The following is an 11,834-nucleotide window of genomic DNA, read 5'->3' as shown; positions in this document are numbered from 1 at the left end:
CGTGGGGACAGGACAATGAAGGTTTTAAACTCATCCGCGATTTATCGGCATTGTTGTGGAATTATTTCGAACCGCGCTACGGCTGGAAGCCCCTCGAAGAGAAAAAGTACCAGAAGCTGTGGTAGCTTATTTTTTGTGCAGGTGAAAAAACACCTGGCATGGCAAACGCCAGGCACTCATTGGAACTCTCACAGCTTACCTTTTACTTCTTACTGCTCACCATGCTCCATTTACCTGCATCGCGCCATTCACTTTCTTGAAGCTACCATCCTTTCTGTGTCTCCCGCTGGCCCTCGCCGGCAGAGCGTTTCATGATTTTGTTCTGCAGGTTTTTTTCTTCTTCGCGCAGGTTGTCGAGGTAGCGCTCGGCCTGCTCTTTATTCATGTTGTTCTTGTCCTGGTTCTGTTGTTCATTCTGCTGCTTCTGTTGATCCTGGCCGCCGCCGCCTTTGTCTTTATTTTTATCCTGTTGATCTTTCTGTTGCTCTTGTTTGAGCTTGTTTATGGCCAACTGCAGGTTTTCCCTTGCTTTCTGGTCCTGTGGCGTTTTGCGCAGGGCTTCTTTAAAGTCATCAATAGCTTCGCGGTATTTCTCCTGCTTAGCGCTGTTGACGCCTTTGTTGTAGTTGACTGTTGAACGCAAACCAGCATCCCTGACGGATTTCAGCGCTTCATTGTAGGCTTTGATTGCTTCTTCTGTTTTGTTGGTTTTGTTGTAGGCTATGCCTTTATTTACTTTCGCAAATTCATTGCTTGGATTGATCTTCAGCGCCTGGTCATAAAATTTCAGGGCCGTTGCAAAATCGCCTTTCCTGTATGCCTCATTGCCTTTGTTCACTTCTTTATTGCCGTTTTGCTGGGCAGAACTTTCTGTAAACACACCTATAAAAAACAAGGATAAAATTATGCTTAGCAACTTTTTCATACCGATTTTCTTTTTCTGTCAGAAATAAATATATCCAGTATCAACAGCAACAACATCAGTCCGATAAGAATTGGAAATGAGGAAATGTAATTTTTGGCCCCGGCATTCGGTGTATTCAGCAATTTTTTTTCCATGCCATTAATGCCCCGGGCGATTTTATCAGCTGCATTCAAATCATTGTCAAGCCTGAAATAGGCGCCGTTAGTACGTTGTGCTATTTTTTTTAACCCGTCTTCTCCCAATTTGGAGATCACTGTCTGGCCGTTATTGTCGCGTACATAGTCATTGGCGGCAGGGTCGAAAATGGGTGTTCCTTCTGCACTGCCAACACCGATCGCAAACACTACCACGCCGGCATCTTGCAGTTCTTTGATGGAAGCGTTTGTCCTGGTATCATGGTCTTCGCCATCCGTGATGAGGATCACTGCCTTATGTTTTTTATCTGCCACATTTCCCAGGGCCTGATTTGAAATAGACAGCGCTTTACCAATCTCGGTACCCTGTACAGGTATCATGTCGGGCGTTAAGTTCGAGATCAGCATTTTTGCTGCTCCCACATCATTGGTCACAGGCATCTGCAGGATTGCCTGTCCTGCAAAAACTACTACACCGATGCGGTTATTGCCCAGGTTTTCAATCAGCTTATTGATCAACAGTTTGGCCTGGTCGAGGCGTGTAGGTTTAATGTCCTGTGCAAGCATGCTCTTGCTTATGTCCAAGGCAATGATAATGTCAATACCCATTTGTTTATTGGCAGACAGCAGGTTGCTGCCATCATTTTTTTCCATTCTTAAATTCATGGCTGCCAATACACCAATGATGATTGCGATAATCATCAAAAGCAGTTTAAGCTTGAATTTACGATGGGCATAGTTTTGTGTAAGCCTCTTTACCAGTTTATGATCGCCGATGCTTTGCGCTATTTTTTTCTTCCATTTCACAACGCCGGCAAACAGCAGTATTAAAGGAATGATGATGAGTAATGCCCAGGCTAATTCAATATTTTCAAACGATAACATGTATGTCTATTTCTCTAAAATTATTCCAATATTACGATGCAGAAAGGTTACTGCAATTAATTTAACTTTTTGTGATCTACTTTTTACCTTCAAAGAAGCCGTAATCTTTTAAAATTTCTTTCAGCAGCTTTTCGCTGTTTCCGCGGAGCATGTCCTTATCTGCATGTTTGGTTGTAAGGCTGAAAAAGTAAACATGCTTATTCTCCACGATCCAGCCGGTAATAAGCGATACAAATTTATCGCCATGCGGCGCTATGCCTTTATTGTAGGCCAGTGTATATTTGGTATTCGCTTCCTTGCCCAAGAGGTTTTTACCGATTGCCTGTGTTCTTTTCTGGAATGGAAGATTAGAGAAATATAAGTTTTTAATAAAGCCCAGTTGCTCGTCAGCACTTAATTTCAGTGAATTGTCTTTCCAGAAAGCGGAAACATTTTGGTCGATTTTTACCTGGCCATAGTGCACGCTGTCGATCCAGAATTGCATGTGGTCTTTGCCTGTGTGCTTAGCCAGGCTGTCGAAGAATACAGGATTTTTTTCAAACGAGTTTTTAAGGGTGTTGTTTGAACCGGTATTTTCCAGAAAGCTGTTCTCATCGGTGATAGTGCCGGCTTCAATAGCGATCATTGCATTCAAGAGGTCGAACGCCGGGCCCGGGGCGTATGCCGAATCGCGGTAATCTTCTAAATTGTAAATGCTGAAGTCATCATTGGCATTGTTGAGCAAAGCAAATGACCCGCTGAACTGGTATTTTTTGAAAAATTCAGCAAGATGGTTGTTCTGCGTTACGTTATTCGGAGAACACGATATAAAAAGCAGCACCAAACCTGCTATCATATAAATATTGCGCATTGCATCATACATTTGCTGCAAAACTAAGCATTAGTTTTTTTATGGTTTCACTTTTAACTATTGCTATTATACAGCATCCAAAAAATATGAAGAGACTACCGTTGAAAATTATATTATTTCTTTGGCTGGCCATAGGCTCAGTCCAATTATTCGCCCAGACTGCAGATGACCATCCTGATCATGAGCTGATTTTTAAAAACCTAAAAGGAGATACTATTGCCTTGTCTGGATTGAAGGGTAAGGTTGTATTTCTGAATATCTGGGCAACTTGGTGCGGCCCATGTGTGCAGGAGATGCCCGGGCTTAATCATTTGTACACACTCTATAAAAATAATCCTGAAGTAGTGTTTTTGTTTGTTGATGCTGACAGTGACCTTAAAAAGGCAGAACGTTTTATAAAACGGAGAAAATTTGAGCTTCCGGTGTATGAATCTGTAAACGGCTTCCCGAGAAGTATGTTCAGGGATGTATTGCCCACCACAATGGTTTTTGATAAATCAGGAAAAGTGATCATGTTTTATGAAGGCGCAGCAGATTACAGCAATGAAAATTTTATCAGAAAATTTGACGAATATCTTAAGCAGAACTAAGGTTTATTTCATTGTTTAACCACAACGGCCATGAGGGATGCACAACGAGCAGAAAGATGATGCTTTGAAAGTGATGCTTATACAGTATTTTAGTTTACATACAACGGCAACGAAGATGCGAAAGCAATACAAGAGACGACACTGATAACAGGTGCTTGTTATGGCATTAAAAATTTAATAACCAACAACCCTAACTTTCCCTGGCTTTTCCGATCAGCGATTCCAAAACAAAGGTAACCAATGAAAGTACAATGCTGAACCAGAAAGCTGCCCACCAGCTTTCTACATGAAAGCTTTCCACAATGCCGGATGTGAATTTAATAATGATAGTATTGATCACCAACAAAAACAAACCGAAGGTGACCAGTGTTATAGGCATGGACAGGAACACCAGTACCGGCCTGATAAACGTATTAAGCAAACCAAGCACCAATGCTACTACCAAAGGTGTAAAATTGTTCTTCAGTTCAATACCCGGCAACAAATATGCAGCTATAATTACAGCCAGCGTTGTGATAAGAAACCGTCCTATAAATCCCATGGTATGTTGTTTTTAATTTTAATAAACTACTAATTGCCAGAAATCTTCTTCCTGCAGGTATTTTTGTGCAAAATATTGTATTTCCTCCGAAGTTACGTTTTTAATATCATTAGTGCTTTTGTAAAAATAGTTTTCATCCAGCCCTTGCAACACATATGTTTTCCAGTGGTTCATGATCTGGAACGGCCCGTCAATATCTGCCAGTATACTGCCGATCAGGTAATTTTTTACCAGCATTAATTCTTCTTCATCCACAGGTTCTTGGCGCATTTTTTTAGCTTCTTTCCATATTTCTGCTATGGTGGCATCGCACACATTTCTTCCTGCTTCGGTAGAGATCATGAGCGCCGTATCTTTAATGTGGTTTTGTACATAGCTGTGAATGCCATAAGTATAGCCTTTTTCTTCCCGTATATTTGCCATTAATCTTGAACCAAAATAACCGCCAAAAATAGTATTCATCACGAGCGCTTTCGGGTAGTTTTCTGAATGCCGGTCCGGAAACGGCCGCGCAATCCTGATGGCGCCCTGCACAGCATTCTCGTCATTGATCACCGTGTGTTTTTTTTGCGGGCAAGGCTGTGTGGTATAATTGAAAGAAGCAGGAGCATATGGCCTGATATTAAAAGGCAGCTTACCAAAATGTTGGTCCAGCAACGTTTCCAGCCCATCAGGCAGGTAGCCGGAAACAAAGAGCATACAATTGCCGTGTGTATAATATTTTTTATAAAAGTCCGCCAGCTCTTCTCTTTCTATGGCATCAAAGGCTTCTTTAGAAGTATACCTGCCGTAAGGATGATCAAAGCCGTAAACATATTCATCAATAAGCCTGTTGGCTACAAAGTCTCCTTTAGTAAGGTTTACTTCCAGTTTTTGCTTCGCATTGGTGCGGTAAATGTCAAGCTCTTCCTGCGGGAATGTAGCATCTGTAAGTATTTCAGCCATGGCGGGCAACAGCTCCGGCAAATGCTTTGTGAGCGCATGCAATGTCAGTGCGGCTGTTTCATTATAACAGCTTCTGTTTAAAAAAGCTCCGTAATAATCAAAATGCTCATTGATCTCAAAAGCAGATTTTTGGGCGGTACCATTCTTCAATAAAAAGTTCGTTGAGGCAGCTACAATATTTTTTTCTTCAAAGGAATTGCCTGCAAAAAATACAAAGTCTACCGATACTACTTCTTCTTTGCCTGCATGCAACGTATAAACAGGCAGGTTGTTGCTGAGCCTGAAATGCGCACAGGGCTTTATTTTCAGGTTAAAGTCTAATGCATTGTATATTTTTGGCGCTATTTTTCTGTTCATTGTTGTTTAGTTTCTTTCTTCTGCCAAATATTTTAAAGTACAGGAATTGGTCTCTTTGAAAATCTCTCGCGCATATGTATGAATCTCTCCGTTTGTAATCGAATTGTAATGATCCAGCTCTGCATTGATGAGGCCTGCGTCGCCCAGCAATTCGTAAAAAGCAAGGCTGTTGGCGCGGTTCATGATGCTCATATCTTCAAAGTGTATCATGCTTTCCGTCTTGTTTTTTACCTTGTTGAGTTCTTTTTCTTCAATCCCGTTTTGCAGAAAGTCGTGTATTTCTTTGTCAATAGCAGCTTCTGCTATATCGATATCAACACCTTTTATCAATCTTCCTTCAATTGTCAGCAGGCCATCGTCTATGCTGCCGAGATGATAGCAGGAAATGGAAGAAAACAACTGTGCTTCTTTCACCAGCCGCTGGTAAAGCCTTGAAGAAGAACTCCCGCCCAGTATTTCAGTGATCAGGTCGGCAATGTAATAGCTCCTGTCCAGCCTTTTGCCTATGTGCCATACTTTATAAATGGCGTCGACAGGCACTTTGGCATACACCACCTCTTCCTTATGCGCTTGCTGCATTGGTTCCTGCACTAAGTTTCTATGATATTTTTTGCCGGCAGGAATTGGTTCAAACCATTTTTCTGCAAGCTTTTTCACAGATGCTGCGGTTACATTTCCTGCAACTACCAGGATGGCGTTGGCAGGGGTGTAGAATTTCTTAAAGAAGTTGACCACATCGGGCAGTTGTGCATTTTCAATGTGCGCAAGTTCTCTGCCAATGGTCATCCACCGGTAAGGATGTTGTGTATAAGCCAGCTCTCTCAGCTTCTGCCAGGCATCTCCATAAGGCTTATTGATATAGTGCTCTTTAAATTCTTCGCAAACCACTTTCTTTTGTACTTCCAGGCTTTTCTGAGAGAATGCAAGGCTTAACATGCGGTCGCTTTCAAGCCAGAATGCTGTTTCCAGGTTTTCTGCCGGTATCTGGCAGTAGTAGTTGGTGAGGTCATTGGTTGTATAAGCATTGTTCTCTCCGCCTGCAAGTTGCAGCGGCTCATCATAATCCGGAATATGTATACTTCCCCCAAACATCAGGTGTTCAAACAAATGTGCAAAGCCGGTTTGTGCCGGGTTTTCGTCGCGTGCGCCAACATCATACATTACGTTTACTACGGCAAGTGGTGTTGAATCATCTTCATGTACCAGTACCCGCAACCCGTTCTTCAACTCAAATCTTGAAAAATCGATCATTTTCAGAAAAATTAGGCTGCAATTTAAAGAAGCTTAATGACATTGTAATAATATGATTAAAATCATAGCACTTAAACAAATATTTTAAAGATTAATTAAGGCTTGTTTATTTATTTTGTTTTAATTTAACGCTTTCAAAAAAATGTTTGTGTTAATGAAATGAAATAATCATGAAGATTAAGTATGTATAGACCGCGGAAGATGGTTATAGCAGGCCACGAACAGAAAATAAAAACACACATAGAATAACCATAAAGATGACGCATCTTTACCAACTAAGGATGATAATAAGAATTAGGTTTGGTCATTCAATGTGGCAAACAGAAAAAATTAAATATTAACATATGTATACATGGAAAGAAGGGAAGCAGTAAGAAATATGGCGCTGGCGCTTGGCATTGCTGTTTCTGCTCCTACAATGAGTGCCTTGTTTAGCAGCTGCCGTTCTGAAAACAAAGAAAAAGGAATTGCTTTTACTATAGAAGATGAATCACTGATTGCTGAAATAGCAGATACAATTTTGCCTGCCACCAACACGCCGGGCGCCAAAGCTGCAGGTGTGGGACCCTTTATAGCGATGATGGTGAAAGATTGTTATACCGCCGACGATCAAAGGAAATTCAGTAAAGGATTAAGAAAGATCGACAGGTTGTCTGAAAGAAAATTCAAAAAAAAGTTCACAGAACTCTCAGTGCCCGAAAAAAATGCACTGATCAAACAATTGGCAGAAGACACTGTGAAGTACAGGAAAGAGCAGGAAGCATTAAAGTCATCTGAATTAAAAAATGTTGATTTCAGAGGCATTGATGCCGCTGATAAAGAAGCTAAAGTGGAAGATGATAAAGACGACAGGTCTGAATCACACTTTTTTCCCATTATGCATGAGCTCACCTTGCTGGGATATTTTACTTCGGAGATCGGAGCAACGCAGGCATTGGAATACATACCCATTCCTGCAAAATTTGAATCATGTGTTGATATGAAACCCGGGCAAAAAGGCTGGGCAATATAAAGGAAAACTTATGAGTAATACATACGATGCTATTGTTATCGGTTCGGGTATCAGCGGAGGCTGGGCTGCTAAAGAGTTGTGTGAAAAAGGCCTGAAAGTGATCATGCTGGAAAGGGGCAGGAATATAGAGCATCCCGGCGGCTACGAAACAGCCAATAAAAACCCGTGGGAATTTCAGCACCGCGGCAGGCTTACGGTAACCCAGCGGGATAATCACCCGGTGCATATAAGGGATTACCCGTATTCTGAATTTAATGAAAATTTTTGGGTTAACGATCTTGAGAATCCCTATATAGAAACCAAGAGGTTTGACTGGTACAGAGGCTATCATGTAGGCGGCCGTTCTCTTATGTGGGGCAGGCAGAGCTACAGGTGGAGCGATCTGAATTTTGAAGAGAACGCCAAGCAAGGCGTAGCTGTTGACTGGCCTATACGTTACAAAGACCTGGAGCCCTGGTACGACCACGTGGAAAAGTTTGCCGGTATCTCCGGTCAGCATGAAGCTTTTCCGCATTTCCCAAACAGTATTTTTCAGCCTGCAATGGCGCTGAACTGTGTAGAAGAAGAAGTGAGAAAACGTGTTAAAGAAAAATATAAAGGGACGCGTTTGCTTACCAATGCCCGCATAGCCAATCTTACAGAAGACCTGCCCGGCAGAAGCAGGTGCCAGTATAGAAATCTTTGCAGCAGGGGCTGCCCCTTCGGCGCTTACTTCAGCACCCAGTCATCTACTTTGCCTGCAGCAGTAGCAACAGGGAATCTTACACTCAGGCCCTTCTCTATTGTAAATTCCATCATTTATGATAAAGATAAAAAGCGTGCCACCGGCGTAAGGGTAATAGATGCAGAAACAAACGAAGTCACAGAGTTTTTCAGCAAAATTATTTTTGTCAATGCTTCTACATTAGGCACTACTTTTATTTTGCTTAATTCCGTATCTACAGCTTTTCCAAACGGACTGGGCAACTCAAGCGGCCAGCTGGGCCACAATCTTATGGATCACCACTTCAGATGCGGCGCATCAGGCAAGGCAGAAGGGTTTGATGATAAATATTATTTTGGCAGGCGGCCCTCAGGCGGCTTATTTATACCAAGATACAGAAATATCGGCAATGATAAAAGAGATTACCTCCGCGGCTTTGGCTACCAGGGCGGGGCAAGCAGGGGCAACTGGCAAAGGCATATTGCTGAGTTTGGCATTGGCGGAGATTTTAAAGACGAATTGTCGAAACCCGGCCCGTGGACAATTGGCTTAGGCGGTTTTGGTGAAATGCTTCCTTATTTCGAAAATAAAGTTACTATCGATAAAAGCAAAAAAGATAAATGGGGGCAGCCGGTGCTGAACATTGATTGCGAATTTAAAGCCAATGAGAAAAAGATGCGTGTGGATATGATCAATGATGCTGCCGAAATGCTGGAAAGTGCAGGTATAAAAGATGTGCATACCTACGATGGGGGTTCTTATCCCGGGATGGCTATTCATGAAATGGGAACCGCAAGAATGGGCCACGACCCGAAAACATCTGTGCTAAACAAATGGAACCAGATGCACGATGTGCCGAACGTTTTCGTTACCGACGGAGCATGTATGACATCCTCAGCATCCCAAAACCCTTCCCTGACCTACATGGCGCTTACGACTCGTGCATGCGATTATGCAGTCAGTGAATTAAAGAAAATGAATTTATAGTGATATTTATTTTGATAGATGCTGGTGTTGTTTAATTCGCATAATAAAAATATTGCCAGATAATAAAGATTTACTAATTTTCCGGTAGATTGCAGAAACCGGGCTTTGAAAACAGGATATTGGACTATTGGGTTTTGATATTTTTCTATAATTATTTTAATTTTTAAATTTTAAGACATGTCTTCAAAAGTAACTCGGAAGAAATTTCTTCAAACAGGCTCAATTGCGGCTGCCGGAGTAATGATTGCTCCATCGTCTATATTGGGTAAGTCTCACGGCCACACTTCTCCCAGTGATAAATTGAATATTGCTGGTATTGGTGTAGGCGGTATGGGTTTTGCCAATCTTAAAAAGATGGAATCAGAGAACATCGTAGGGCTTTGCGATGTAGACTGGAAATACAGCCAACGCGTTTTTGATCATTACCCCAAAGCTAAAAAGTACAAAGATTACAGGAAGATGTACGAAGAGCTGGGAAAGACGATTGATGCTGTTGTGGTAGCTACAGCAGACCACACACACGCCATAGTATCTGCAGATGCAATGACTATGGGTAAACATGTGTACCTGCAAAAGCCGCTCACTCACAGTGTTTACGAATCACGTCTGCTTACAAAGCTTGCTGAAAAATATAAAGTGGCTACACAAATGGGTAACCAGGGAGCCTCCCTGCCCGGTGTACGCCAGGTGGTTGACTGGATCTGGAACGGAGAAATAGGCACGGTAAGAAAAGTAGAGACATTTACCGACCGTCCTATCTGGCCACAGGGTTTAGAGCGCCCCGAACAATCTATGACTGCACCTTCTACACTTGACTGGGAATCGTTTATAGGTCCGGCTCCCATGCGTCCTTACAACCCGATATACACGCCCTGGAACTGGCGCGGATGGTGGGATTTTGGTACAGGCGCCCTGGGCGATATGGCCTGTCATATATTACATCCTGTGTTTAAAGGACTGAAATTAGGCTATCCCACAAAAGTAGAAGGAAGCTCTACCATGTTGCTGAGCGAGTCTGCACCTAATGCAGAAAAAGTAAAATATACTTTCCCTGCCAGGCCTGGTACTGCTAAAGTTGCCTTTCCTGAAGTTGATGTTTATTGGTACGATGGCGGTATATTGCCTGAGCGTCCCAAAGGCTTGCCTGCCGGAAAAAATATGAACGATTCTGGCGGAGCCTGTATTTTCTACGGCACGAAAGATACGCTTATCTGCGGTTGCTATGGTATGAATCCTTATTTATTATCCGGCAGAAAGCCAGCCTCTCCAAAAACTCAAAGAGAAATAAAGCTTTCTCATGAGATGGATTGGGTACGTGCCTGTAAAGAGAACCCGGCCAGCCGCTTACAGACTTCTTCACCGTTTAGCGAAGCGGGTCCTTTCAATGAGATGGTGGTTATGGGTGTGCTTGCCGTGCGCCTGCAAAGCTTAAACCAGGTGCTGCACTGGGATGGCCCGAACATGAGGTTTACCAATATTCCTAAAGACGCTACTATCCGCACCATTGTAAAAGACGGCTTTAAGATTCATGACGGTCATCCAACATTTGATAAAACTTACACTGAGCCGGTGAATGCCAACGCATTTGCAGAAGAGCTTATTAAGCACACTTATCACAATGGTTACCAGTTGCCTGCCATGCCTAAATAAATGTATAATTAAACAAACAATAAAGAGATGAAGAAAATACTTTACAGCCTTACGGCGCTTATAATGTGCACTATGCTTACAGCTTCCTGCAATTCTGCCAATAACCAGGCAGCAACAGACTCCACAGGAAAAGATTCTGTGAAAACCACTTCAGTAGCAGACACAACCGGTTGGGAAACCGTTTTCAACGGCACAGATTTTACCGGCTGGCGCGGCTACAACCGCACCGATATGCCCAAGGCATGGACTATTGAAGATGGCGCTATTAAAATCAACGGATCCGGCAAGGGCGAAGCAGGAGCGAAAGATGGTGGCGACATAATCTTAGATAAAAAGTATAAGAATTTTGAGATGACCTTTGAGTGGAAAGTTTCTGAAGGCGGCAACAGCGGTGTATTCTACCTGGCCCAGGAAGTACCCGGCAAGCCTATTTATGAATCTTCTCCCGAGTACCAGATCCTGGACAATGCCAAACATCCTGATGCCAAATTGGGCAAAGACGGCAACCGCCAGTCTGCTTCATTGTACGACCTGGTTCCTGCCAAGCCTCAGAATGCTAAGCCTGCAGGTGAATGGAATACAGGCGGCATCATTGTGTACAAAGGCACAGTGATCCACCAGCAAAACGGGGAAAACGTGGTTGAATATCACCTGTGGACAGACGACTGGAAGAATATGGTAGCCAACAGTAAATTCAAGAATTGGCCCAACTTCCTGAATGCCGGCGGCGAAAAGCAGGAAGGTTACATAGGTCTTCAGGATCATGGCGATGATGTATGGTTCAGAAACATTAAGATCAAAAATTTAGATTAATTAATTGAATGATTATAAGTGTTTCGGATTCCATGTATTCCGGAACACTTTTTTGTTTAAAATTATTTCTGCAAATCTTCCGTTCAAAAAATATACAGATGCAACGAAGCGAGGGTTAATTGTTTTATGGAATGATAGCTTAGCGGAGTTCCATCTGTCAATAATAACAGCCGCAGCAGCGGCGCACTAAA

Annotated in this window: 11 protein-coding genes; 5 read left to right on the top strand and 6 right to left on the bottom strand. The window is 42.6% G+C overall.

Annotation, left to right across the window (positions count from 1 at the left end; translation table 11 throughout):
• Positions 1–262 precede the first annotated feature (262 nt).
• The 3 genes from OD355_RS13585 to OD355_RS13575 all read right to left on the bottom strand — a co-directional run bounded on the left by OD355_RS13585 (position 263) and on the right by OD355_RS13575 (position 2,794).
• Entirely contained in the window at positions 263–925 is a 663-nt protein-coding gene (locus tag OD355_RS13585) for a tetratricopeptide repeat protein (protein ID WP_263039037.1), read from the bottom strand.
• Positions 922–1,944, bottom strand: a complete 1,023-nt coding sequence (locus OD355_RS13580) for a vWA domain-containing protein (RefSeq protein WP_263039036.1) — start codon at positions 1,942–1,944, stop codon at positions 922–924. Before OD355_RS13580 ends, OD355_RS13585 begins: the two co-directional genes overlap by 4 nt.
• Before the next feature lie 76 nt (positions 1,945–2,020).
• Complete coding sequence (locus tag OD355_RS13575; protein ID WP_263039035.1) at positions 2,021–2,794, bottom strand: hypothetical protein; 774 nt, start codon at positions 2,792–2,794, stop codon at positions 2,021–2,023.
• Positions 2,795–2,895: 101 nt separating this feature from the next.
• On the opposite strand from OD355_RS13575, the gene OD355_RS13570 reads away from it, so the two are divergent.
• On the top strand, positions 2,896–3,384 hold the full coding sequence (locus tag OD355_RS13570) for a TlpA family protein disulfide reductase (protein ID WP_263039034.1): 489 nt from the start codon (positions 2,896–2,898) through the stop codon (positions 3,382–3,384).
• Between the two features lie 190 nt (positions 3,385–3,574).
• Here the strand turns inward: OD355_RS13570 and OD355_RS13565 are convergent, their stop codons facing one another.
• The 3 genes from OD355_RS13565 to OD355_RS13555 are packed head-to-tail and all read right to left on the bottom strand — an operon-like array spanning position 3,575 to position 6,478.
• Positions 3,575–3,925, bottom strand: a complete 351-nt coding sequence (locus OD355_RS13565) for a phage holin family protein (protein ID WP_263039033.1) — start codon at positions 3,923–3,925, stop codon at positions 3,575–3,577.
• Positions 3,926–3,943: 18 nt separating this feature from the next.
• Positions 3,944–5,227 (bottom strand): M16 family metallopeptidase, encoded by a 1,284-nt coding sequence (locus tag OD355_RS13560; RefSeq protein ID WP_263039032.1) that lies wholly within the window; start codon positions 5,225–5,227, stop codon positions 3,944–3,946.
• A 6-nt stretch (positions 5,228–5,233) separates the two neighbouring features.
• Complete coding sequence (locus OD355_RS13555) at positions 5,234–6,478, bottom strand: M16 family metallopeptidase (protein ID WP_263039031.1); 1,245 nt, start codon at positions 6,476–6,478, stop codon at positions 5,234–5,236.
• A gap of 352 nt (positions 6,479–6,830) precedes the next feature.
• Here OD355_RS13555 and OD355_RS13550 point away from each other — a divergent pair, with 352 nt between their 5' ends.
• The 4 genes from OD355_RS13550 to OD355_RS13535 all read left to right on the top strand — a co-directional run bounded on the left by OD355_RS13550 (position 6,831) and on the right by OD355_RS13535 (position 11,643).
• The gene (locus OD355_RS13550; RefSeq protein WP_263039030.1) at positions 6,831–7,490 is read left to right on the top strand and encodes a gluconate 2-dehydrogenase subunit 3 family protein; all 660 of its coding nucleotides are present in this window, start codon (positions 6,831–6,833) and stop codon (positions 7,488–7,490) included.
• A 10-nt stretch (positions 7,491–7,500) separates the two neighbouring features.
• A complete protein-coding gene (locus OD355_RS13545; RefSeq protein ID WP_263039029.1) occupies positions 7,501–9,180 on the top strand; it encodes a GMC oxidoreductase in 1,680 nt (559 codons plus the stop codon).
• 177 nt (positions 9,181–9,357) lie between these two features.
• The gene (locus OD355_RS13540) at positions 9,358–10,830 is read left to right on the top strand and encodes a Gfo/Idh/MocA family protein (protein WP_263039028.1); all 1,473 of its coding nucleotides are present in this window, start codon (positions 9,358–9,360) and stop codon (positions 10,828–10,830) included.
• 27 nt (positions 10,831–10,857) lie between these two features.
• A complete protein-coding gene (locus OD355_RS13535) occupies positions 10,858–11,643 on the top strand; it encodes a 3-keto-disaccharide hydrolase (RefSeq protein WP_263039027.1) in 786 nt (261 codons plus the stop codon).
• Positions 11,644–11,834: the final 191 nt, after the last annotated feature.

Source organism: Haoranjiania flava (assembly GCF_025631005.1).
Classification (GTDB): domain Bacteria; phylum Bacteroidota; class Bacteroidia; order Chitinophagales; family Chitinophagaceae; genus Haoranjiania; species Haoranjiania flava.
The sequence above is the reverse complement of the archived record's forward strand: the minus strand, read 5'-3'. Positions and strand labels throughout refer to the sequence as shown.